This window comes from Shewanella sp. YLB-07, assembly GCF_009377275.1.
In genome coordinates this window covers 14,800-39,188 of sequence record NZ_VOQB01000015.1, presented here as the reverse complement: position 1 = coordinate 39,188, position 24,389 = coordinate 14,800, and the positions used below count along the sequence as shown (strand labels likewise).

At 45.5% G+C, this 24,389-nt stretch carries 26 protein-coding genes and 1 other RNA gene; 12 read left to right on the top strand and 15 right to left on the bottom strand.

The window, feature by feature from the left end; all coding sequences use genetic code 11:
• From yacG to FS373_RS25530, 5 genes are all read left to right on the top strand, one after another.
• On the top strand, nt 1-213 hold the full coding sequence (yacG, locus tag FS373_RS25550; protein ID WP_144044567.1) for a DNA gyrase inhibitor YacG: 213 nt from the start codon (nt 1-3) through the stop codon (nt 211-213).
• A gap of 5 nt (nt 214-218) precedes the next feature.
• On the top strand, nt 219-629 hold the full coding sequence (mutT, locus tag FS373_RS25545; RefSeq protein ID WP_144044566.1) for an 8-oxo-dGTP diphosphatase MutT: 411 nt from the start codon (nt 219-221) through the stop codon (nt 627-629).
• A 487-nt stretch (nt 630-1,116) separates the two neighbouring features.
• On the top strand, nt 1,117-2,121 hold the full coding sequence (locus FS373_RS25540; protein WP_144044565.1) for an ABC transporter substrate-binding protein: 1,005 nt from the start codon (nt 1,117-1,119) through the stop codon (nt 2,119-2,121).
• Nucleotides 2,122-2,206: 85 nt separating this feature from the next.
• A complete protein-coding gene (locus tag FS373_RS25535) occupies nt 2,207-3,106 on the top strand; it encodes an ABC transporter permease (RefSeq protein WP_144044564.1) in 900 nt (299 codons plus the stop codon).
• Complete coding sequence (locus FS373_RS25530; protein WP_152830879.1) at nt 3,099-4,361, top strand: quaternary amine ABC transporter ATP-binding protein; 1,263 nt, start codon at nt 3,099-3,101, stop codon at nt 4,359-4,361. The genes FS373_RS25535 and FS373_RS25530 overlap by 8 nt, the downstream gene beginning before the upstream one ends.
• A gap of 75 nt (nt 4,362-4,436) precedes the next feature.
• Here FS373_RS25530 and rnpB read toward each other — a convergent pair.
• Nucleotides 4,437-4,796: RNase P RNA component class A (gene rnpB / locus FS373_RS25525), an RNA gene on the bottom strand.
• Nucleotides 4,797-4,985: 189 nt separating this feature from the next.
• Entirely contained in the window at nt 4,986-5,831 is an 846-nt protein-coding gene (gene rsmI / locus FS373_RS25520) for a 16S rRNA (cytidine(1402)-2'-O)-methyltransferase (protein ID WP_144044562.1), read from the bottom strand.
• Between the two features lie 87 nt (nt 5,832-5,918).
• On the opposite strand from rsmI, the gene FS373_RS25515 reads away from it, so the two are divergent.
• The 4 genes from FS373_RS25515 (at nt 5,919) to FS373_RS25500 (ending at nt 9,709) form a co-directional block, all read left to right on the top strand.
• Entirely contained in the window at nt 5,919-7,808 is a 1,890-nt protein-coding gene (locus FS373_RS25515; protein ID WP_144044561.1) for a penicillin-binding protein activator, read from the top strand.
• Between the two features lie 12 nt (nt 7,809-7,820).
• Nucleotides 7,821-8,171, top strand: a complete 351-nt coding sequence (locus tag FS373_RS25510) for a YraN family protein (RefSeq protein ID WP_144044560.1) — start codon at nt 7,821-7,823, stop codon at nt 8,169-8,171.
• Between the two features lie 79 nt (nt 8,172-8,250).
• Nucleotides 8,251-8,841 carry a phosphoheptose isomerase gene (locus tag FS373_RS25505; RefSeq protein WP_144044559.1) on the top strand — a complete coding sequence of 197 codons (591 nt, stop codon included), beginning with the start codon at nt 8,251-8,253 and terminating at the stop codon, nt 8,839-8,841.
• A gap of 298 nt (nt 8,842-9,139) precedes the next feature.
• Nucleotides 9,140-9,709 (top strand): BON domain-containing protein, encoded by a 570-nt coding sequence (locus tag FS373_RS25500; protein ID WP_144044558.1) that lies wholly within the window; start codon nt 9,140-9,142, stop codon nt 9,707-9,709.
• Between the two features lie 149 nt (nt 9,710-9,858).
• On the opposite strand, the gene FS373_RS25495 is transcribed toward FS373_RS25500, so the two are convergent.
• Nucleotides 9,859-10,770 carry a DMT family transporter gene (locus FS373_RS25495; RefSeq protein ID WP_152830877.1) on the bottom strand — a complete coding sequence of 304 codons (912 nt, stop codon included), beginning with the start codon at nt 10,768-10,770 and terminating at the stop codon, nt 9,859-9,861.
• A gap of 126 nt (nt 10,771-10,896) precedes the next feature.
• Between FS373_RS25495 and FS373_RS25490 the strand changes: the two genes are divergently transcribed.
• Complete coding sequence (locus FS373_RS25490) at nt 10,897-11,778, top strand: LysR substrate-binding domain-containing protein (RefSeq protein WP_144044556.1); 882 nt, start codon at nt 10,897-10,899, stop codon at nt 11,776-11,778.
• Nucleotides 11,779-12,055: 277 nt separating this feature from the next.
• Here FS373_RS25490 and trpS read toward each other — a convergent pair whose 3' ends face one another.
• Genes trpS through rpe form a run of 3 tightly spaced genes read right to left on the bottom strand, consistent with a single transcriptional unit; the run spans nt 12,056 to nt 14,445 of the window.
• Nucleotides 12,056-13,063, bottom strand: coding sequence for a tryptophan--tRNA ligase (trpS, locus tag FS373_RS25485; RefSeq protein ID WP_144044555.1), 1,008 nt, complete (start codon nt 13,061-13,063; stop codon nt 12,056-12,058).
• Nucleotides 13,060-13,767, bottom strand: a complete 708-nt coding sequence (locus tag FS373_RS25480; protein ID WP_144044554.1) for a phosphoglycolate phosphatase — start codon at nt 13,765-13,767, stop codon at nt 13,060-13,062. The genes trpS and FS373_RS25480 overlap by 4 nt, the downstream gene beginning before the upstream one ends.
• A 3-nt stretch (nt 13,768-13,770) precedes the next feature.
• A complete protein-coding gene (gene rpe / locus FS373_RS25475) occupies nt 13,771-14,445 on the bottom strand; it encodes a ribulose-phosphate 3-epimerase (RefSeq protein WP_144044553.1) in 675 nt (224 codons plus the stop codon).
• A gap of 205 nt (nt 14,446-14,650) precedes the next feature.
• On the opposite strand from rpe, the gene FS373_RS25470 reads away from it, so the two are divergent.
• Both FS373_RS25470 and FS373_RS25465 read left to right on the top strand, forming a co-directional pair.
• Entirely contained in the window at nt 14,651-15,007 is a 357-nt protein-coding gene (locus FS373_RS25470) for a hypothetical protein (RefSeq protein ID WP_152830876.1), read from the top strand.
• Between the two features lie 11 nt (nt 15,008-15,018).
• A complete protein-coding gene (locus FS373_RS25465; protein ID WP_185976936.1) occupies nt 15,019-15,204 on the top strand; it encodes a DUF2970 domain-containing protein in 186 nt (61 codons plus the stop codon).
• A 40-nt stretch (nt 15,205-15,244) separates the two neighbouring features.
• Here the strand turns inward: FS373_RS25465 and FS373_RS25460 are convergent, their stop codons facing one another.
• The 9 genes from FS373_RS25460 to FS373_RS25420 all read right to left on the bottom strand — a co-directional run bounded on the left by FS373_RS25460 (nt 15,245) and on the right by FS373_RS25420 (nt 24,243).
• Entirely contained in the window at nt 15,245-16,084 is an 840-nt protein-coding gene (locus tag FS373_RS25460; RefSeq protein ID WP_144044551.1) for a Dam family site-specific DNA-(adenine-N6)-methyltransferase, read from the bottom strand.
• A gap of 49 nt (nt 16,085-16,133) precedes the next feature.
• A complete protein-coding gene (locus tag FS373_RS25455; protein WP_322619567.1) occupies nt 16,134-17,567 on the bottom strand; it encodes an AAA family ATPase in 1,434 nt (477 codons plus the stop codon).
• A gap of 15 nt (nt 17,568-17,582) precedes the next feature.
• Complete coding sequence (aroB, locus tag FS373_RS25450; RefSeq protein WP_152830875.1) at nt 17,583-18,659, bottom strand: 3-dehydroquinate synthase; 1,077 nt, start codon at nt 18,657-18,659, stop codon at nt 17,583-17,585.
• 8 nt (nt 18,660-18,667) lie between these two features.
• Nucleotides 18,668-19,183, bottom strand: a complete 516-nt coding sequence (gene aroK, locus FS373_RS25445) for a shikimate kinase AroK (RefSeq protein WP_144044550.1) — start codon at nt 19,181-19,183, stop codon at nt 18,668-18,670.
• Nucleotides 19,184-19,401: 218 nt separating this feature from the next.
• Entirely contained in the window at nt 19,402-21,447 is a 2,046-nt protein-coding gene (locus tag FS373_RS25440; RefSeq protein WP_152830874.1) for a type IV pilus secretin PilQ, read from the bottom strand.
• Nucleotides 21,448-21,467: 20 nt separating this feature from the next.
• Complete coding sequence (locus FS373_RS25435) at nt 21,468-21,986, bottom strand: pilus assembly protein PilP (protein WP_144044548.1); 519 nt, start codon at nt 21,984-21,986, stop codon at nt 21,468-21,470.
• Nucleotides 21,987-22,604 (bottom strand): type 4a pilus biogenesis protein PilO, encoded by a 618-nt coding sequence (locus FS373_RS25430; protein WP_144044547.1) that lies wholly within the window; start codon nt 22,602-22,604, stop codon nt 21,987-21,989.
• Entirely contained in the window at nt 22,601-23,176 is a 576-nt protein-coding gene (locus FS373_RS25425) for a PilN domain-containing protein (protein WP_144044546.1), read from the bottom strand. Before FS373_RS25425 ends, FS373_RS25430 begins: the two co-directional genes overlap by 4 nt.
• The gene (locus FS373_RS25420) at nt 23,164-24,243 is read right to left on the bottom strand and encodes a pilus assembly protein PilM (RefSeq protein WP_144044545.1); all 1,080 of its coding nucleotides are present in this window, start codon (nt 24,241-24,243) and stop codon (nt 23,164-23,166) included. The genes FS373_RS25425 and FS373_RS25420 overlap by 13 nt, the downstream gene beginning before the upstream one ends.
• Nucleotides 24,244-24,389: the final 146 nt, after the last annotated feature.

Sequence of the window (24,389 nt, the reverse complement as noted above, 5' to 3'; positions counted from 1 at the left end):
ATGACAACCCGAGTAAAGTGTCCCACCTGCCAAACAGAAGTGATCTGGAATTCAGAGTCCAAGTTTAAACCTTTCTGCAGTGATCGCTGTAAGCTAATCGACCTAGGCGACTGGGCATCCGAAAAACATGCAATCCCAGTCAAGCCAGAATTTGATCACGAGACTCTGGATGCCCAGGGATATGATGAATCAGGTTTCTTCAAAGAGGATTAATCCAATTGTCAGTCTCGATAGCTACAACTAAAAGAGTACATGTTGCTGTAGGCGTGATCATGAATGCTGATGAGCAGATCCTGCTGGCCAAACGCCTCACCCATCTACATCAAGGTGGAAAGTGGGAGTTCCCCGGCGGTAAAGTCGAAAAGGGCGAATCTGTGACCCAAGCATTAGCGCGAGAGCTGAAAGAGGAAGTTGATTTAACCATCACAGATACAAGCTCCCTAATGAGCATCAGTCACGACTACCCGGATAAGCAAGTGCTCTTGGATATCCATTGGGTAACTTGCTTCACAGGAGAGGCTCACGGGCTTGAAGGGCAAGAAGTTAAGTGGGTCGCTAAGTCAGATTTACAAAACTACGACTTCCCTGAAGCCAACAAGCCTATAATCGACAAGATTTTAGAGAGTTAATTGCAACTCTAGCAATAACTAAGATATAAGATTCAGTATTGAGGGGATATTTAATTTCACTAGAAATCGAATAGCTCCTGAATTTTAGTTTGCTATTTAAGCTCAAAAAACGATTTTCTACTTCTATTCCCCACGAATACCAATCCTTACATTTAGAATATTAATCATAATTTTTATTGATTAGACTGCAGATTAATTGACCCTTTGGCGAACAGGCATACTGAGCCAGATAGGGGACAAAAGTGTGGCTGGAATGATGCCAGCAAGATGATTAAACTCGATGGCCATACCCTACAAGACTGTTAACAATGCGTTTACCATGCTAACTTAACCACATCGAATTGTTTACCATCGGACTACTTTTGGTAAGGAGTTTGTAATCACGCCGTTGCCTGCAACACCTAAGTACGACCCCAAGTTTGAACTCTAACAATTGTTAGTGAAAGGCACGAGCACCAAAACTTCTAACCTCGAGCACTGAGTTCTTATGAAAAGTATAATTTTAATTGCTGGATTACTCCTAAGTAGCGCTACACATCAAGCCTTTGCCGAAGAACAATGCGGTAAGGTCACTATCGCAGATATGAATTGGAGCTCGGCTTCATTAATCGCTAATGTTGATCGCTTTATTCTAGAACATGGTTATGGCTGTGAAGCCGAGTTGATCCCTGGCGATACTATGCCGACCAGTACTTCAATGGTTGAAAAAGGTGAGCCAGACATCGCGCCGGAGATCTGGAGCAACAATGTCAAAGAGCTTATCCAACGTGGTGTCAGTGACAAGCGGCTGACTATCGCAGGTAATTCACTCTCCGATGGCGGTGAAGAAGGCTTTTGGGTTCCCCAATATATGGTCGACAAAGACCCCAGCCTAAAAACCATTGAAGGTATTATCGCCAAAGTAAAAAGCTTTAAACACCCGGAAGATCCCGAACGTGGCGCATTTTATGGCTGCCCTGCGGGTTGGGGCTGTCAAATCTCGGCCGAAAATCTATATCGAGCGCTAAAGCTCGATGCAGCAGGGTTTGATCTTATCGATCCCGGCTCAGGAGCGGGCCTGTCTGGATCCATCGCCCGTGCCTATGAACGCAAAAAGCCTTGGTTTGGTTACTACTGGGCACCCACAGCGATATTAGGTAAATACAAAATGGCCAAAGTGGATTTTGGTACCGGCATCGATGCAGAGCATTTTCGCGACTGTATTTCACAAGTTGAGTGCGCCGAGCCTAAGGTCACCATGTACCCATCGGCACTGGTACAAACTGTCACCACCACAGCTTTCGCTGAAAAATCACCCCAGGGATTTGAGTATCTTGGTAAACGCTCTCTGACCAATGCCCAAATGAACGGCTTGCTCGCTTGGATGGAAGATAATCAGGCAGACGGTAATATCGCAGCCGAGTACTTCCTAATGAATCATGAAGATATCTGGCTTAAATGGGTTCCCGCCGATGTCGCCGCAAAGGTGAAATCGGCAATCGAAGCACTATAACCCCAAACAAAAATGCGAAGCCTACAGAGCCTCGCATTTTTGCTCCCATCTAGATTATCCCGTGTAAAAAACGATAGAGGTAGTAATGGCTGACTTTTCTTGGTTCAGCAAGTTTCCGAAAATGGACCGTGCCACTTTGGTGGAAATACGTAAATATTTGGACAGCAGCTTTCGGGACTTTTCCCGAGAGTATGGCGATGTCATCGAGTCTTTCTTCGATCCACTGCTCGGCTTTCTTATCTGGTTTGAAAAGCTGTTGGTGCAATCCCCCTGGTGGGCAGTATTGCTCTCTATTACCGCTTTGGTTTACTTCACCAGTCGTTCATGGAAATTGTCCTTGGGCGTCGTCGTTTCATTTCTGCTTATCGGCTATTTCGGCATGTGGGAAGATACCATGCGCACCCTTAGTATCATTACCGTATGTACGCTAATGGCCATCGTACTGGGCGTCCCCATTGGTATCTTAATGGCCCGCAACAATCGCACCCAAGCGGTAGTGACACCAATTCTGGACGTGATGCAAACCATGCCCGCCTTCGTTTACCTGATCCCTGTGGTCATGTTACTTGGCATTGGCAAGGTGCCAGGGGTAATAGCCGTTGTCATCTATGCTATCCCGCCAGTCATTCGATTGACTAACTTGGGGATCCGTTTGGTAGACAAAGAAGTGTTGGAGGCAGCCACTGCCTATGGCGCCAATTCGATGCAACGTCTGATGGGGGTTCAGTTACCACTAGCCTCTCCCACTATCATGGCAGGTATCAACCAGACCATTATGATGGCACTGGGGATGGTCGTGATTGCGTCTATGATTGGCGTCAAGGGCCTGGGTCAGCCTGTCCTCAAGTCTATCACCAACCAGTATTTCACCTTGGGGCTCTTTAACGGTTTAGCCATCGTCGCTCTGGCCATTATTTTTGATCGCACCTCTCAAGCCTACGCAAAGCGATCTCAGCAACATATGCAGGGTGGACAGCATGACTAACGGATCACAAATTCAGCCACTTATTCAGATAAAGGATCTTTACAAAATCTTTGGTAAAAAACCAACCAAGGTCATGCCTATGGTTAGAGAAGGTTTATCCAAGGATGACATCCTGGCGAAAACTGGCCATACAGTGGGCCTTAAAGCCATCAACCTCGACATTCACAAGGGAGAGATCTTTGTGATTATGGGGTTATCAGGTTCGGGGAAATCGACCTTGATCCGTCACTTCAATCGGCTTATCGATCCTACTGAAGGGCAAATCCTAGTTGAAGGCGTGGATGTAATGAAGCTCAATACCAAGGAGCTCGAGCAATTTCGTCGCAAGAAAATGGCAATGGTATTCCAACGCTTTGGTTTAATGCCCCACAGAAGCGTACTGGAAAATGTGGCCTATGGTCTCAGCGTACAAGGGATAGATAAAGCCACGAGAAATGCCAAAGCCAAACAATGGCTTGAGACCGTCGGTCTGACCGGATATGAGCAGCAGTTCCCCGCTCAGCTTTCCGGTGGTCAGCAACAACGCGTCGGCTTGGCGAGAGCCCTGTGTACCGATGCTGAAATCCTCTTGATGGATGAAGCCTTCTCGGCACTGGATCCTCTGATACGCAGTGAAATGCAGGACCAACTGATTGAACTGCAAAAAGAACTGCATAAGACCATCATTTTCATTACCCACGATCTCGATGAAGCGCTGCGAATTGGCGACCGGATCGCGATCCTCAAAGATGGCAATCTGATCCAGGTAGGTGAGCCGGTGGACATCTTGCTCAACCCTGCCGACGACTATGTCGAAGCCTTCGTAAAGGACGTAAATCGGCCAAGAGCACTAACTGTCGAGACAGTCATGAAGCCGCCTGCATATCGCCTAACCGCCGACACGATAGGTGAAGCGCTCAAACAGATGAAACGTATCCCGGCTAACTATGCCTATTACGTTACCGATGAGGGTTTTCAGGGCGTCGTGTGTCAGGTAGCACTGGAAGATGCTGTCAAGACAGATAAAGAAGCGCCGATGGATGAGTTTAAGGTAGAAGAGTTGGAGCCGATATCGCCGGATGCACTGCTCGAAAGCATCATACCAGCAACCATGGAATCAGACTTTCCTCTGCCTGTTGTCGATGCCGATGGCGACTTACAAGGTGAGCTTTCCCGTACTCATCTGGCCGACGTACTAGCGGACTTCTACACGGGTGATGATGCTGACGACAACGCAGACGCAAAAAAGCCAAGATCAACCTCCAAGGATAAATGATTAAAAAGCGACACAAGATCTCATAACCAAACAGCAAAAAGCCCGCTTATCTTTCGATAGGCGGGCTTTTCTAAAAGGTTGAGTTGGCCGATAAGCCGGGTCTTGTCGTGGACAGTTATTCATCTAGGCCTGCAATCGCTCACAGGCTCAAGCGACCTACCCGGTTCCAACGCGAGCCGCGCATTAACTATTAAAAGTACTGGAACCCTATTTGGTCTTGCTTCGGGTAGAGTTTACCTTGCCACAGACTATTACTAGCCGTGCGGTGCGCTCTTACCGCACCCTTTCACCCTTACCAATCCGAAGATTGGCGGTCTCCTCTCTGCTGCACTTGTCGTCGGTTCACACCGCCCAGGCGTTACCTGGTACCCTGCTCTATGAAGCCCGGACTTTCCTCCCCGCTCTTGCGAACGCGGCAACTGTCTGGCCAACTCGGCGCGGATTATAGCGAGTGTTGGCGATTACGGCAAGTTGTTAAATGCCCAGTGTTAATAACCTGGGCCGTCACAAGCTCACTTCGAAGGGACTTTTTGTCATATAAGAAAAAATAACAGCAACATTGTCTTTCTCTCGAAGCGACACAGTCGTGCCCTCGAAGGCCTTAGGCCGCGCTCGCAACCGCTTTTACAAACCTATCTCTAAACCATATTTGTAGAGTGCGTTTTTCTTTAGCCCGTAGATCTGTCCAGCGATTGCCGCCGCTTTTTTCAAGGGGAGCTCTTCTACAAGTAACTTAAGGGTATTAATCACTTCAGTTGGAATATCTGCATCATCTTTCGCGCTACGATGACCGTGACACATCAGCACTATTTCACCACGCTGCTGGTTAGAATCACTTTTAACAATCTCAAGCACTTCAGCCACTGTCCCCGAAAGAAAGGTTTCGAAGGTCTTAGTGATTTCACGGCCCATCACTATCTGTCGATCCTCACCCAGAGCCGCCAAAAATGACTCGAGGCTCTGAACAATGCGATGAGGTGACTCATAGAAGATCAAGGTTCTTGGATCTTCTTTTAGGGCCGTCAACTTATCAAATCGACCTTTCTCTTTTGATGGTAGGAAGCCTTCGAAAGAGAAGCGATCCGATGGCAAGCCTGAAGCACTCAACGCGGTAATAGCGGCACATGGCCCTGGTAAAGGAGTGACATCGTATCCCGCCGCTCTCACTGCAGAAACCAGATGATAACCGGGATCTGAGATCAAGGGAGTGCCGGCATCTGAGATCAGCGCAACAGGCTCACCATTACTAAGCTTTTGAATGATCCAATCGGCTCTGTCTCGCTCATTATGATCATGCAGCGACGTTTTTCTGGTTTCTATGCCGAAGTGACTCAGAAGTTTACCGCTGTGACGCGTGTCTTCACAGGCGATTAATTTGACACTATTAAGCACATCTATGGCGCGAGAACTAATATCGGCAAGATTGCCGATTGGGGTTGGAACTATGTAAAGAGCGACCGCCAGATCCATATCTACCTCAGTTTGACTATTACAAGACTTTCGTCAAGCGTAAGAGAAGGTTAAACTATTGGCTGCATCTTACCAGAGTGAAGACCTGTGTTGAAAAGACTGAATACAACTAAATTTATTTCTATTGCGGTTTTAGCCACTATTTTGATCGGTTGTGGGTCAACGCCAAGTCAAATAAAACCAAAGGACACTCAGGTATCTTTGGTTAGTGCACCTCTGCAGCCCGCAGATTACCTGACAAAGGCCTCGAGTGCCGATAACGCAGAAATACAAAATCGATACGCACTCCTTGCCGCCCACGCCTTTATCAATCAAGGTGATGGAAATGCCGCGAATAAGACATTAGCCTCAATTAAATCGAATCTGGTACAAAAAACAGAGCTAGTTGCCGAGCATAAATATTTAACCGCAAGGGCACTCGAGCTCACATCGACCTATGATGATGCCCTGCGTGAACTGAATTATCCGACTAAATGGCAACTTGCCGATTGGCAGATGGTGGCCTACTACCAGTTTAAAGCCCGTTTATACCAGCTGACGAAACAGCCCATAGAGCAAGCCAGACAGTTGAGTCTCTTGAGCACTCTTTTGCCAACGGCTCAAGCTGGTGAAGTCAATAACAGTATCTGGCGCATCTTACAGCCATTGCATGAACAAACTTTACTGAGTTTTAGCCAGGATTCTTCAGATCCGGTTTTTTCTGGTTGGTTACAGCTGGCATATATAGCCAAACATTATGCTATCAACCCCAATGAACTAGTGAAGCACCTAGGTAATTGGCAACATACCAACCCAACACACCCAGCCTCGATCAAATTGCCAACGGATCTCGAGAAAGCCTTAACGACTAAACCTTATAATCCACATAACATCGCCGTATTGCTGCCATTGACAGGCCCTAGAGCCCGGGTCGCTAGCACAGTCAAGCATGGCATAATGTCACGTTACTTGGCCAACCCGGATGATAAGGTCTCGATTAATTTTTACGATACCGCCAATGGCGCTCAACTCGCCTATCAACAAGCCGTTGCTGCAGGCGCCGAATTTATCATAGGCCCCTTGCTACAATCTGAGGTCGAAGAGTTGCAACAGCCAATTCCTGCCGTCGTTGTCACGCCTGCCAGCGATAGCGAGCAGACAAGTAAATTAGCAACACCAGCGCCAGTCATGTTAAAGCGAGTACCCCAGCTATATTTAAACCATGTAGATGACTTTACGCCTGACGATGACCAGTTCTATTTCGCCTTATCCCCAGCCCATGAGGCAAGCGATGCAGCCGAGAAGTTATTTGCCGATGGCATCACCACTCCTCTGGTGTTAGCCAGTAACAATTCGGTTGGCCATAGAATGGCTGACAGCTTCAGCGAGGCATGGGCAGAGTTAACCCAGAAACCTGCCGAGGTCCATTATTACGATCCCGGCGATAAGATGAAAGTCACGGTACAAAAATCACTTGGCGTTATCGACAGCAAGGAGCGAATCGCACGGATCAAGGCATTATTGGGCAGCAAGGTCAAAGCCGATTTTCGGTCACGCCGTGATATAGATGCCATCTACATGATCTCCGGCAATAAAGATCTACCTCTGTTAAAGCCTTTTATCGACGTCAACTTCAGTGTGTTCGCCGAGCCGGTGCCACTTTACACCACCAGCCGCAGTCGGGTAGAAAATACTTCGAGAGAAGTATCTCAAGAACTCAACAACCTGATCATCAGCGATATTCCCTGGTTGATCAGCAGCAATAACGAGACTCAATTAGTGGAGCAGCTTTGGCCAACCTGGAGTTTTGGTCAGAAACGACTCTACATCATGGGTTATGATGCGCTGGAATTAGTTGGGAAACTTGCCCAGATGCGTGCACTACCCGGTTACCAATTCTCGGGTCGAAGCGGCATGCTATCTGTGGCTCCAGATGGCACGGTTAACCGCAAGCTCAGCTGGGGTCGTTACCAGAGAGGCAGTCTACGCCCGCAATAAAGGCTCTTTATCATGGACGATAAAAATCATATTCCACATGAGCATGGTCAGCTAGGCGAAAGCCAGGCGAGAAAATACTTAGAACAACAGGGGCTGACCTTCGTCGAACAAAATGTCAGATACAAATTTGGCGAAATCGATCTCGTTATGCGCCAAGGTAAAGCGTTAATTTTTGTCGAAGTAAAATATCGCACTAAGAGTCAATTTGGTGGTCCGTTACATGCGCTGAGCGCGAAGCAAATAAAGAGATTGAGGCGGGCAGCCGAGCATTATATGCAGCTCAAACATCTCGATGTGATCTGTCGATTCGATCTCATCGGGATAGAGCCAGCACAAATATATTGGCTCAAGAACGCTTTTTAAAAAAATTTAATCATTGATGTCAAAGCAGCTAATGACTTATGGCATGATAGCAAACAGATATATAGTTAAGGATTTCCCCATGTTAGAACGTATTAAAGATAGCTTCACTCATTCGATCCAAACCAAAATCGATGCTTCTGAGGCTCTGCCTGAGTCCATCGAGAAAGCGGCACAGATGATGGTTCAATGCCTGCTGGCTGGCAATAAGATCCTCGCCTGTGGTAATGGCGGTAGCGCTGGAGATGCACAACACTTCTCTGCCGAGCTATTAAATCGTTTCGAAGTGGAGCGTCCGCCACTACCTGCAATTGCACTGACAACCGATACGTCTACTATTACAGCCATAGCTAACGACTACAGCTATGACGAGATCTTCTCCAAGCAGATCTTAGCATTGGGACAATCTGGCGATATTTTGCTGGCGATCTCAACCAGTGGTAACTCAGGCAACGTAATAAAAGCGATAGAAGCCGCATTAAGCCGAGACATGACTATCGTAGCATTGACGGGTAAAGATGGCGGCCCTATGGCTGGCCTGCTTAGTATCAACGATGTAGAGATACGCGTACCTTCAAACAGCACGGCACGTATCCAAGAAGTTCACCTGCTTGTCATTCACTGCTTGTGTGACAACATAGATCGCACTCTTTTCCCACAGGATGAGCAGTAATGCAAAACCTGCCAATTCAAGGATTAATACCATTCCATATAAGTATCTGGTCAGTTCAGAGACTCTCATTTTTTTCAATTCAAGGCGCATTGATGAGGAAATGGTTATTCCCTTTTAAGTCAATGCAACACCGAAGTGGAAACACTGAGAGCCTCACGCAGTACGGGTTTCAAAGCCCTTTATGCTGCGTTACATGTTCTCGATATAGAATAACTATTAGCTTCAAACATCCGCCTTGCCTACAGCGCTTTGAACTCCCGCTGAATGATCAGATACTTACTCGGAATGGTAGAATAGCATGAGACGATTACTACCGTTAATGGCAGTTATCCTCATGCTACAAGGCTGCGCCGGTGCCGTAATGCTCGGTGCGGTCGGCGGCGCTATGATGGTCAACGATGAACGGAGTTTTCAGACCCAGATCGATGATACCAATGCAGACTTCCAGATCTCCAGTGAATTGGCCAAGCTTGAAGATGTAAAAAACCAGGCCAACATTACTGGTGTAGTGATGAACGGTAACACATTGATGATCGGCCAGGCGCCAAATTCCATGTTGAGGGATAAGGCGATCCGTGCCGTACAGGAGTTAAAGCTAGGCGGTAAGATCCACAATCAGATCCGCATAGGCAATCCAACTTCCTTCACCACCAGAAGTAATGATACTTGGATAACTACTAAGGTCAAAAGCCGGATGTTAAATACCGACAATTTGGATGTGACACGCATCAAGGTGATCACGGAAAACGGCGAAGTCTTCCTGCTCGGTGTTGTAGCCAGAAATCAAGTTGACCTAGCGGTCGACGTGGCCAGAAATACCGCCGGTGTCCGCAAGGTCGTCAAGGTCTTTGAGTCTCCCGGCTCCTAACCACTCTCAGTAGCCGCTATCTTTTTGGTCATTCGATGGCTCGGATAAAACTAACCGATGCGAGCTGTCAGTTGACGCTTGCTGACGCCAGAAAACAGCAAACAGATTTGAATCTACAGGTTGCTAGCCATTCTTAACCCTCTACTTTTCTAGCTTCGCCTCTTAGTCATTCTCTGGCTCGGATAAAACTGACCGATGCGAGCCATCAGTTGACGCTTGCTGACGCCAGAAAATATCCAAGGCAACAACAGGGATGGCAAGACAATAAATCCCGCGCCAAGCCAGCTCAGCCCATCTAACCACTCACCAAACCACAACCAACCGAAGAAGACACAGAATACTAGACCCGTGTACTCGGCAATGGCGACTTCACTCGCCTTAGCCCGTCTATAGGCTAAAACACTCAGCCATTGGTACAGGAGTAAGAATAGATTACTAGCGACAGCAATACCCACCAGAGTCCAACTGAGTCCCGATATTCCTTGATAAAACACCAGAGCCAACACAGGGGGGACACTTAATAGGTTATACAAGATAAGCGTCACCACAGGCGACTCACTCCCCGATAGCTTTTTCAACAATAACTGATTTATCGCAAATGTTAGCGCCGCGGCCAGAACCAAGATGCCGAATAAGTTCATCTCACTCGGTCTTAGTATGATGAGTATACCGATAAACCCCAGTGCGCTAGAGATACTCGATATCGGCCCTATTCTCTCCTTTAAAAACAAGGCGCCCATCAAGACTATCATCAGCGGGGCCGTGTAAAATAGTGAGCTTACCGTAGCGAGTGGCAGCGACATAAGCCCCATAATCAGCAACAAAGCCCCAATAGCCCCAATATTCGCCCTAACCAGATGCAGCTTTATATGACTGGATTTAGGCTTACCCAGAATAAACCATAAGGGCAATAGCATCATGATCGATGTCACTTGTCTGACTAACAAAAAAGTCGCGGCACTTGCCTCATCGGGAAGCCATTTTATGGACACATCATAGAGTGCGCTAAACACATTGCCCCCGATGAGTAAGCCTAGTGCCAGCATGACAGTTGGTTTCATGTTAATTCTCAAATTATCTATGTGTAATGGGGGGCATGTTAACCAGACAAAAACTTAAGCTGAAATGATGCTTTCTCATCTTATATGAATTAGATTCATACTAAGGCCAGTATACCGGACTCACATATGCGAAAAATCCCACCTTTACGTGCACTTCAAGTGTTCGAAGCCGCCGCCAGACAGGAACACTTTTCCCGTGCCGCCGATGAATTGTTTATCACTCAGAGCGCCGTATCACATCAGGTACGAGTCCTCGAAGAGCATTTTTCTGAGAAGCTATTTATCCGGAAGGGAAGGCAGCTGCAACTAACATCGAAAGGCAAGTTACTTTATCAGGAATTGAGCCATATTCTCGACAGCATAAGCAGATTAAATCAGAAAATATCCGGTGGTTACAGCCAAGATCTCAGGCTCGCAGTCTATAGCTCATTCGCCGTAAAGTGGTTAATCCCACGCCTTAGCGATTTTAGGCGACAGCACCCTGACATCAACATCAGACTCAATATGATCACCGATGATCCTGAGCTATCCGATAGCGTCGCCGATATGTTTATCAGCGGTCAGAGTGGCCACCCAGGTTTTTGGCATCAACGGCTTCACCAAGAACGGCTCATTCCTGTGTGTAGTCCTGAACTTTTCGAAAGAAGTGAATCAATTGAAGTCACATCTTTATTTAAACAGCCTCTACTTACCGTAGATGAGGGGCCGCTTGGACTCGACTGGCAACGCTGGGGATTGGAAAATAAGGTGTCGTTTCCAGACTCGCAGCAAGAACATATATTCAGCCACGTTCTGCTTGCTATAGAGGCTGCGATTGCTGGACAGGGAGTTGCGCTAGCCTCAGATTTTATGGTGATGAAAGATATTGCCGATGGCCGGCTTATCAGCCCAAAACTACCGGATATCTATACCGGGTTTGAATTTAACTTTAGCTGTAAAAAAAACAGGGTAAGAGAACCCGCTATTGCCGCTTTCATCAACTGGCTAAGCCAGCAGAGCCAGAATTAGAGTTAGAGTTAGATAAAGGTCACTTTGACAAGGGAAAAGGCTACACTAAAATTGTAATGGGTCACCATACACGCACGCTATCGTGACATGACTAACACAATAAATAAGATGAGCTTCATACTCGGTAAGCTGAAGTGATTACAGTAGTTAAAGCGTCGCTGAGACTGGATTAATCTAACTGTAAGTTTTGTATAAAAAACCAGTAGTGCTGACTACTGGTTTTACTCATTTGATAAAGTCAGGCTAGACAAGCTTAACTTCTCTGAAAATAGGCTGACTAAACAATAAGGCCTATTTTCTCGTAAACCTTCTTCACGGTAACTTCGGCGCGAGCCTGTGCCTTCTCAGCCCCTTCACGCATCACTTGATGCAAGAATGTAGTGTCTTCTCTAAATTCACGATAACGCACCTGAAGTGGCTCTAACATCTCCACTACCGCTTCGCCCGTTGCAGTTTTTAGATGGCCGTACATCTTGCCTTCAAATTCGGCTTCGAGACCGGCAATACTCTTACCCGTAACACCTGACATCAAACTGAGTAAGTTAGATACACCTGGCTTGTTCTCGATATCGAAACGAACCACAGGTGGCTCATCGCTATCTGTCATCGCCTTCTTAATCTTCTTCATGATCTTCTTAGGATCTTCCAGTAGGCCAATAACGTTATTACGGTTATCGTCAGACTTAGACATCTTCTTAAGCGGATCTTGCAGCGACATAACCTTAGCACCAAGCTCAGGAATGAATGGCTCAGGAATGGTAAAAGTCTCACCGTAGGCATTATTGAAACGAGTCGCGATATCACGTGTCAGTTCTAGGTGTTGCTTCTGATCTTGACCGACAGGGATCTCATTGGCTTGATACAGAAGAATATCGGCGGCCATCAGTACCGGATAGGCAAACAGACCCACATTGATATTGCTAGCATGCTTCTGCGACTTATCTTTAAACTGAGTCATGCGGTTCAGCTCGCCCATCTGGGTATAGCAATTCAGCGCCCAACCTAATTGAGTGTGCTGGGGAACCTGAGACTGGATGAATACCGTACTCTTCTTAGGATCGACGCCACAGGCAAGATATAAGGCCAAGGTGTCCAAGCAGGCTTCCCTGAGCGCTTTAGGATCTTGTCTCACTGTGATGGCATGCAGATCGACAACGCAGTAGAGACAGTCATGACTGTCTTGCAGAGCAACCCACTGTTTCAATGCACCCATGTAGTTACCTATGGTTAGCTCTCCAGACGGCTGTGCGCCGCTGAGTACTATGGGCTTTGCGGGGTTAGTCATAGGTTTTCTTGCTCCGTTACTTTGAGGCTACCGTTTACCAGCGCCATGATTTCACTAAATTGTTCACAGACCGCATCTGGGTCACTTAGCCCAATATCTTCACCGTAATTGTACCCATAGGTCAAGCCTATCGAGGCAATACCAGCGGCTTTTGCGGCTAAAATGTCATTTTTTGAATCCCCAACCATCAAGAGCTCATCGGGCTCGAGCTGCCAATGAGATAAAAGGTGAGTTAATGGCATGGGATCCGGCTTCATTCTTTCCAGAGAGTCACCACCTAGAACATGAGAGAAGTGTTGACTGATGTCGAACGCTTCCAGCAGTGGCAGGGTAAACCTATGGGGCTTATTGGTGACAATCGCCAGAGGAAAACCAAGAGCCGTTAATTGCGCTAAGATCTCTTTCACATAGGGGTAGAGCTGGCTATGCTGTTGCAAATTATCTTGATAATGATGCATAAACTTGGGCATGGAATTTTCTAACTCATCCAGCAGGACTTCTCGCTCCAGAGCATGAGTTAGCGCCCGGCTCATTAACATCTGAGCACCATTCCCCACCCAGCCGCGCACTTGGTCTTCAGTACAAGCTGGTAAGTCGAGCTCAGACAGAGTCGCCTGAGTGGCGGCGGCAAGATCCGGAACACTGTCGATGAGTGTACCATCGAGATCGAATGCGATCGCCTTAAGGTTTTTCCAACATGTCATAAATTAAGACTCAAGTTTAGCGAGTTCACTGCGCATCTCATCGATAACGGCTTTATAATCCGGCTTATTGAAAATAGCAGATCCAGCGACGAACATGTCTGCGCCCGCTGCGGCAATTTCGCCAATATTATCTACCTTGACGCCACCATCGACTTGAAGACGAATATCGAAGCCGCTAGCATCGATCAGCTTCTTCACTTGGCGTAATTTATCTAAAGTTGAGGGGATAAAAGATTGCCCACCGAAACCCGGATTAACCGACATCAATAGGATGACATCGAGTTTATCCATCACATGATCCAGATAATGTAATGGTGTACCTGGATTGAATACCAGACCAGCCTTACAGCCTGACTCTTTGATCAACTGCAGACTTCTGTCTAAATGCTCTGTCGCTTCTGGATGGAATGTGATGATCGATGCTCCTGCTCTGGCAAAATCGCCAATCATACGATCCACAGGCTTAACCATCAGATGCACGTCAATATCGGCGGTGACACCATAATCGCGCAATGCCTTACATACCATAGGACCAATTGTCAGGTTAGGAACATAATGATTATCCATAACATCAAAATGAACAACATCGGCACCGGCATTGAGAACAGCATCTACATCTTCGCCTAAACGGGCAAAATCAGCAGATAAAATAGAGGGAGCGATAAGAAAAGGGCGCATAGCAAACTCATACAGTGTCTAAGAAGTACGCTATTCTACCTTCTACGGACATAAGCCTCTAGAGCCGATGTCAAATTAAACAAGATCATGTACAAAAAAGTCATACCTTTATATGATATTATGAATCAGCTTAAAAATATGTTCAAAATACAATCTACTTTGTTATAATTACGCGACCTGCGAGGGCTGTTGAATAAAGGGAAATATGATGGAAAAGGGAAAGAAGCTCACAGCGAGTATAAAATCTGCTAGTGTTCTTGCCGTTACTGCATGTGCGATTGCAATCACAGCGATGAGTGTCCAGAGCCTATCGGCTTCCGAGTCGGCCTCAGCTTGCGTCTGCAGCAGCTCCACTTCCAGCTATAACTCCTCTTTACCAGCCAGCCATCCTAATAACCGCTGTGCACGTCAGACAGAAGATCTGAGCTGGACCACTTGGTTTGCGGGCAAGAGTCGTTCTAACCAGCTACATTTTGTCGATCTATTGGAACTGCTGTACGGTCATAGTGAGAGCCCACTCGACGATGTCCCCCCGACAAACAATACACAACATAGCTTCTAGACTACTCGGTCGTGCTAACGAATCTCTTTCGACTTTTTATGAGTACCTTAGCGGCTTTTCTGGGTGTTCAGAGTGAGCAGAACAGACAAAGAGACTTTCAAAGCAGCTCCCCTTTGCCTTTCATTATTATGGGAATTATCTTAGCGATTGGGCTGGTACTATCACTTATCTTCATTGTTAAGCTAGTACTGAGCTAGTACTTCACAACCAGCTTCAGCACAAAGTATATAGCCCAAGCTAGTCATTCTCGCCGTGGTAGCGTTGGTCATACAAGGCCATCAACTCATCAACTTTCTTTCTGGCACTGCCTTTCTGGCTGATGTTTCTCTGTACCTTAATCGTATCTAAACTCGCTCCATGATATAGCTCTCTGGTTAGAGGTGTATCATGATTGCTGATCAATACGGGAATACCTCGGTCAATAGCAGTATGTCTCGACTTTCTGGCTAACAAGGCCTGATCATCCAGGGAAAAACCTGCACCGACATAGGTAGTAAAACTCGCTTTAGACGGCAATGGCGCATATGGGGGATCACAGTACACCACGTCTCCTTGAACCGTGAGTTCGAATGCTTCCTCATAACCTACGCACTTAAACTCGGCAGCTTGTGCTTTCTCTGAAAAAGCCCGCAGCTCTTTCTCGGGAAAGTATGGCTTCTTATAGGAACCGAAAGGTACATTGAAACCGCCCTTTCGATTATAGCGACACAAGCCATTGAAACCGTGACGGTTCATATAGAGGAAGTAAACTGAGCGAATGAAAGGATCTTTGGTGAGATTAAACTCAGTCCTCACCTTGTAATAAGCTTCTTTATCATTCATCTCAGGTACAAACATGGCCTTAGCTGCGGCTATATATTTATCAGGTTCGGTCTGAACTATCTTATAAAGATTAATAAGATCTTGATTAATATCACATAGTAGATAAGTAGTATAATCAGTATTAAGAAATACCGATCCTGCACCTACGAAAGGCTCTACCAGACGATCTCCCTCGGGAAGATGCTTTGAGAGTGCTTCAATCAGTTTAAATTTTCCACCAGCCCATTTGAGAAAGGCTCTCTGTTTTTTACTCATCTAAATTGATTGATTGCTAAGAAAAAAGAAGGTGACGATTGTACTCTGTTTAGTGGGGAATATCATTAGCATCAAGCCCTTCTTCTAGCTGATATTCGACTAAATTTTTCCATTCTCGGGTCCAGAGAGAGTTCAAACGATACTTTTGCATTAACGCCCGGGATTTTTCATTCGCAGCAGCGAAAGTTTGAAAGTGACCAAGGAGTATTATCCAGCGTTCTCCATGACGTGCAAGCTGAATATCCTGCTCTCCTTCTATCTCGGCTAAAATATTGTTGAGGGATTTAATCTTTCTAACACTTGCAAGTTGAAGTGTATAGCCGGTAAGAGTACGCTTTTCATGGACCTCTTCGATGGGGAAATTATCTTCCTCTTTCTCAAGCTCTATTGCCTCAAACTCCTCTAACCCTTTAAAGGTTTCCATCTTGAAGCTTTCTGGGCCACCGCCACCAGTTGCTTGAATATCGGCCGCTGATTGCGATTGTTCTTCTGAGCTTTTAACTTGAGCCTCATGGCTATCCCCCTCCAGTGATCCAGTAATAAGCTCGGTTAGCTCCTCAGGCTCAGGAACCTGAGAATCTTCTCTTCCCTCTGCTAGCCTGTGATGTAGAACAAAATAACCCGCTAAGACCCGCTCCCCGTATAGAGACAAAGGGGAAGACGCACTATCAGGTTCAATGACTGTTAGAGCGACGCTCGATGTGCCATTTACCTCGGAAGGGGAAAACAGATAATAACTCGCGAGTAACAAGGAAAAGAGTATTGATACTCCTGCTATCACAGGCTTAGACCATTTGTTTGCAACCACCTTCTCCGTAAGCCCATTGAGAGAAAGTTCTAATAAATTCACTACCTCTTGAGGCGTCCCTGTCTGTTTCTCCAGCTGATTTCTGACTATTTCTCGCGGAGTAAAAGGATCTTGTTCGCTACGACTCAGCAAAGTGTAGTACAGAGCTTCACGCTCCTGTATCAGGAGTGGATCGATATTTATCGACAGCAATGATTCTTTCAGGGTTTCAGGTAGCTGACTCTCCAACTCATCGAAAAAATCCAGCTCACAGGTTAACGTCAAGGAGATGGTTTTCTCTGGTAGCCTTAGTTGGCTCAACACGATGCATTCAGCAACGAGTTCCATCGGAAGGTAATGAGCATCGTCCAAGACAATAAAAGACGCCTGTGGCATAGATGATACGAGTCTGAGGATCGTTTCAGACAGAGAAATTTCATCATCAAAGACTGGCTCTGAAAATAATTGAATTAAAATTTTTCGACGAATTTCACTGCTATCACAGTGTTTGGGGCAAGTTACCAACGCGGAGCTAAACTCTTCCAGCTCATTAACCAGCGAGGTAATTAATCTTGTCTTACCTGAACCTCGCCCGCCAGTCACAACAATCAGCTGTTGACCATAGAGGCTAACATGTTGCAACCTCTGTACTAAGGTCTCTTGGCTAGGTAGTAAAATCGAGTCGTTTAAAATCACTCACACACCTAAAATCTAAGGGCGGCGAAGAACCTGTTCCAGTATCTCATCGGTCACGTCGCTGTATATTCCTGACTTACCGATAGCTTCAGGAAGAATGAGCCTCAGTTGACCTTTAAGTACCTTCTTATCACGCCGCATATGCTTGATGAATTGTTCAAAATCCATCGACTCCGGAGGGGCCACAGGTAGATCAAAAGCCTGGAACAATTTAATGATTCGACAAACAATTGACTCATCGATCAATCCCATCCGACTTGCAGTATTAGCAGCAAGTACTGTGCCAGCAGAGACTGCTTCACCGTGTAACCAGACACCGTAACCCATCTCAGCTTCGATGGCATGACCAAAGGTATGACCCAAATTAAGCAGTGCACGCACTCCTCTCTCAGTTTCATCTTGGGCAACCACATCAGCTTTTATGTCACAGCATCGACCTATGGCATACTCTAGTGACTCTTTATCCAATGACTTTAACTGAGAAACGTTATTCTCTAGCCATTGAAAAAACTCACCATCCCAGATAATCCCATACTTGATGACCTCAGCCATACCAGCAGCAAATTCTCGGGGGGGGAGTGTGTCTAAGCAGTTGGTATCGATCAACACGAGTTTAGGCTGATGGAAAGCACCTATCATATTCTTACCTAAAATATGATTCACCGCCGTCTTACCGCCAACAGATGAATCAACCTGGGCGAGAAGTGTGGTGGGTACTTGAATAAAATCTATGCCTCTTTGATAGCTCGCGGCGGCAAAGCCGGTCATATCACCGATCACACCACCACCTAAGGCAACAAGAACTGTGTCTCTGCCTAGGTTTTGCTGCAATAAAGAGGTAAAAATATCATCCATCTGAATTAATGTCTTGTATTGCTCGCCATCGGGTAAGATGACAGGTTCAACACAGTCAAAATCAGATAAGAGAGACTGTAGCGACTCTAAATAAAGAGGCGCTACAGTGTCATTCGTAACAATTAGAATCTTTCTATCTTGGAGGTAACGGGCAAGATGCTCACCACCAGTCAGCAAATTCTGGCCAATAACGATAGAGTAACTTCTTACACCTAGTTCAACCTGAATCTGCTTCATTTTTCCGCCTAGAAACCTAACTGTTCGATGATTTGGTTTGCCACAACCTTCGCACTCTGTTCATCGGTTTTAACGATGACATCTGCAATCTCTTCATACAAAGGATTACGAGTAACAGCCAGATTTTCAAGGACTTCTCTTGGATCGTCAACCTGTAACAGTGGACGACGCTTATCTCGCTGTGTGCGAGCAACTTGCTTATCAATTGTGGTCTCTAGATAGACAACGATTCCACGAGCAGAGAGGTTATTACGTATCTCTTTACTCTGAATAGAACCACCGCCAGTCGCTAAAACAATACCCTGTTTCTCAGTTAAGTCAGCGACGACCTGTGTTTCACGAACGCGAAAACCTTCTTCACCTTCGACATCAAAAACCCACGCGATATCAGCACCAGTACGCTTCTCAATTTCGTGATCTGAATCGTGGAACTCTAAGTGCAGCATCTGTGCTAGATGACGGCCTATTGTGCTTTTACCAGCCCCCATAGGGCCTACTAGAAAAATATTACGTTTCTCAGCCATTGCTATTACGTCTGAATCTTATATGAAGTTTGCCGATGTCGATTCGAAAAATAAAATCGACCTAAAATGTTACCTTGCTCTAATGAGACTTGACCGCAGATTATCTCAGTTAAACACCACATAAGGCAAGTCATGTACGCACATATTGTAAAATTAGTCTTAACCCAACAAAATAGCCAGCACCAAAGTACTGACTAACCACTTGTTATAATTTAATATTATAGGTCTTCAGAGATAATTTTTGGCGTAACAAAAATTAAGAGCTCTTGCCTTTCATTCTTGTCTGTAGTGCTCCTGAAAAGAAAACCAAGGAAGGGAATATCACCCAGTATCGGTACTTTACTCACACGGCTGATCAAGTTTTGTTGATAAATACCACCTAAGACTATGGTTTCACCATGGTTCACCAGTACCTGAGTACCGATTCTCTGGGTATCGATAGAAACAGCTTCACCCAGAGGGGTAGAAACCACCTTGCCTTGAGAATCTTGAGTGATCTCTAAATCCAATATAACCCTATTATCAGGAGTGATTTGTGGTGTCACCCGCAGTGACAACACTGCTTTTTTAAAGCTAATCGTTGCAGCACCGCTGGAACTGGCCTCTAAATAGGGAATCTCAACACCCTGCTCGATATAAGCTGCTTTTTGATTAGAGGTCATGATGCGTGGACTCGCGATGATCTCTCCCTTATCTTCCTTCTCCAAGGCGCTCAACTCCATATCGAGTATGGTGCCATCGGCAAGCTTGGCGACATGAAACGCGATACTTGCAGACCCCGCTCCGGCGGGTAATGCTACGTTTAGCCGGTCAGCGAGAGCGGGGATGATGCCATTTGCTATACTCTGGGCCCCCTCCAGACTTCCCGAAGTACCTCTGTCACCTTGTTGATCTGTGATGCCCCACTGAATACCAAGCTCTTCCGAAACATCATCTTTCACCGTCACCATTCTAGCCTCGATGAGAACCTGACGAATAGGTATATCCAGTACCTCGATTAACCTGTGTACATTCTCTAACGTCTCTTCGGTGTCTCTAACTAAAAGAGTATTGGTACGTTCATCGACGGCAGCACTTCCCCGTGAAGTCAGCAGGCTCGAATCCTCACTCTTCAACAATTCAGCGATATCAGATGCTTTAGCATAATTTATCTGCAAGTATTCAGAATATAATGGCGCTAATTCTTTTACTTCAAGCTGATTTTTTAGCTGCTGACTCTCTCGAATTGCCAACTCTTCACTTGGCGCTATCATAAGAATATTACCTTCGATGCGCTTATCCAGTCCTTTAGTCTGCAAAATAAGGTCCAGAGCCTGATCCCAGGGAACATCATCCAGACGCAGGGTAATATCACCTTCGACGGTATCACTGGTGACTAAATTAAAGTCGTTATAATCCGCGATAATCTGTAGCACGGTTCTCACCGAGATACTTTGAAAATTTAGAGACAGTGAGCGTCCATCATATTTTTTCTCCTCTTTAACTACCGCCAGCTTATCAGCCTTCTTAACGCTGAGGCGAAACAGACTGCCTTCTTGTTTGTAGTTATATTCATATTGGCCTGAGATATCTATGAGTATTCGCGTCGTTAATTCTTCTTTAAAAGTTTCAAAGCTACGCACTGGAGTTGCAAAATCTTGTACATCCATCACATACAAGAGATCTGAACCAATATCGGTATTATAAAGCTGCAGCTCTAGCTTAGAACCAACCTGCTTCACGTTAGCCGCCACCGAACTATTATTTAACTTAACTAATAATTCTCCGCCGCCTTCAGAAGTTCGTCTGAAGTCGATATTTGTAATCCCGTTAATAAATGGATTTTCTGCCGTGGCATTACGATCGGCAACCTCATCATTTATCGTTAGATTATAGGTATTGCCCTTAAGCTTGCCTTTATAGGCTTTGACCTTATTCAGCGTAACTATCACCCGCATCATGCCATCGACTTGACGTACACTGATATTCTCAACTCCGACAGTATTTACTGGCATTGTCTGTTTCTCTAACCCAGAGATACTGCCGCTAAAACCTAAGATAATTTCAGCGGGTGATGCATTGAGATCGATTTCAGGTGCCATCACTTCATGTTCGAAGATTAATTGCAGCTCCAGTTGATGATCGACAACTGAGTGGAATTTAACATCCACCAGGCGGTTTTCGGCCGCAGCGTATGAGGCACTCACAATCAGCACAAAAGCGCCAAAAACTCTAAAAAGAGAAGATTTATTAAAAACGTTTTTTATCGCGGCAGAAGATTCCATTATTCCCTCATCCTTCGCTGTTATTCGCCAGTAAGTTCCATGTTGCTTAACCTTTCAGTCCAGCAACCAGAACCGTCTGGTATTAATTCAATTATTTCGACCATTTGCTGAGTAACTTTAGCAATACGACCATTATAGAGTCCTAAAAACTCACCAATACCTAAGCGGTAAACACTACCATCATTGGTCTCAACTAAGGCCCAGATGATGTCTGTTTCACTCAAGGTTCCACGCATCTTTAAGTTGTCCAGCGCATAGGTTTCCAGTCGCCCCTTTCGCCTCTTAAGATCCGGTTGAAGACAATCTTTAGTCGTATCTATCAGCTCTTCCGTCAACTCACGCGAAGGAGGAACAAATGGGCTACGCATCAGATTGGCGTGATACACAAAATGTTCAAACTTAGGCGTCTCTTTCAGTTGTGGGATATGAGCAACATGCTGTGCCTTAGTCGAAGTGACGAATAGTTCAAGATCACTGCGATCGCCAACACAACCAGATAAAAAAAGTATTAAAATACTTAAAGAAAGGAGTCTCATCATCTATTTAGCCCCCTTCTTATCTTCTGGTGGCAAATCAGCCCCCTCCTTGAAGCGGTATGTTTTGGCGAGTATCTCCATGCCTAAGGTGCCGTCGTCTGTTTTCTTGATAACAAAGTCATGTAAACTCACAATACGCGGCAATTTAGCCACACCACTGACAAACTGACCTAACTCATGATACTCGCCACTTACCGACATGCTGATAGGAAACTCAATATAGAAGTCTCTTTGTATCTCTTCACGCCAATCTAGGCTGTCGATCCTCAAACCTGAGTCTGTTGCCACAAAGGTAATATCATCGACCAGTCCAGGCATCTCATTCTGAGAAGGTAACATTTTAAGAAGTTCTGCAAATTGCACTTCCATTTTGGCAAGCTGCTCTCGATAGAGTTTCAAGTTTGCTGCCAGCTGGTACTTAGATTTGAAGTCATTTTTTAAGGTCGTTTCAGCTCTCTGCTCTGTATCGAGTTGATCGATCGCATCCGAGATAAACAGAAAATAGCTCGCAACAAAAATACAGACGGCAAGTAAGGCTGCGAATACAAGTTTAACCAGTGACGGCCAGCCACCTATATTCTCAAAGTCAATATCATTAAACTGCTCCAGATCGAGGTTCATTTACTCGCTCCTTGTACCGCTTCAGCTTGATCACTTTCTTTGATAGTCACTTTCAGGCTAAAGCGTTGTAACTGCCTCAGTTCTATATTTTGAGCCACAATAGACTGCATATTTGGATTGTGTAGCCACATTGAAGTTTTTACTTTTCTCATCATATTGGCGACATTGTTATTCGATTCACTGCGCCCCTCAATCCACAACAAGCTTCCCTTCTTCTCGATACTGGAAAGATAGATCCCCGGCGGAATAATCCTGACTAACTCATCCAGAACATGGGTCGGCAAATTTCTTGATTGTTGCAAGTTCAAAATAATCTCGGTGCGCCGCTCGATATCTTTCTTTCGGGTTTTAATCTCTTTAATTTCGGCGATCTGTTTCTCTAGCAAGCTAATCTCAGATTGTAAGTAAGCATTCCTGGATTTTTGGTTATCTGTCATCATGTCGACGAAACCCAGTGCCAGATAAACCACTAGAGAAGACACCAAAAAAACCAAAGCTAAAATGCCAATATAATCTTTTTTCTGCTTCTCTCGCGCTTCTTCACGCCAAGGTAGTAAGTTTATGTTCGCCATTGAGAATAGCTCCTCAGTGCTAACCCACAAGCCACCATGTATTTACTGATATGGGGCTGTAATCTATTTTTCACATCATCCTCGGCATGCAAACACCCCTGAAACGGATCCGCTATGATGGTATGAACACCCAATTCATTGGTTAACAGGTTGGCCATCCCCTCAAGTTTAGAAGTACCGCCACATAACACTATGTGATCAACTTTATCTTTCCCGCTTGAAGTACAGTAAATCTGTAATGTCCGCTTTATCTGCTGCAATAATTGCGTTTGGAACGGGGATAAGACTTCGAACATGTAATTTCGGGGAAGATCTCCCTCTATCTTGGCTTTTTCGGCTTGCTCATGAGACATGCCATAAAAAGAGAGTATCGACTGAGTAAATAGTTCTCCACCGAATGCTTGCTCCCGAATAAAACTTGTCTCGCCATTTTCAACTACCGCGAAGGTCGTGATATTGGCGCCTATATCGACAAGTGCAACCACCTTATTCTCGGCCTTACCAGGCAGTTGAGCTGCAACAAGCTCAAATGATCGCCCTAACGCATAACCTTCGATGTCGACCACTTTAGTTTCTATATTGATATTATCTAGGGCATCGACACGAGCATCGATATTTTCCGTACGACACGCACTTAACAAGACATCAACTTTCGTAGGGTCCGTGCTATTCACACTCAAGGTCTCAAAATCGATACTCACTTCATCCAAAGAATATGGAATCAGGTTATCTGCCTCGATATCAATTTGAGCTTCCATCTCCTCTTCACTCAAGGTCGCATCCATATAAATGACTTTCGTCATTACTGCAGATCCAGATACCGCTACCGCAGCAAATTTAGCATTTTTAGGCAGGCTACGTTTTACTTGCCTCAATGACTCGGTAATTGCATCATTATCTCTGATCTCATGATCATTAACGGCACCCTTTTTAACAGGTACAGCTGCATGACTTACAATTTTATACCCGTCGGCCGTCTTGCTCAGCAGTATCGCCTTAATTTCGTGGGAACCAACATCGATCCCAACCATCTGCGGAGCCTGACGCTTCCATAATTTCGAAAGCATAATCAATTGTCACTTTTTTGTTATTGTTCAGGAATTAGATTAGCACAAAATCAACTCGTTATAGATATTTGTACAGAATGTTTCTTGATTTTACAATTGCCATTTTTTTGACAACTATTTTTAACTTCACCATTGGGCTATCCCCT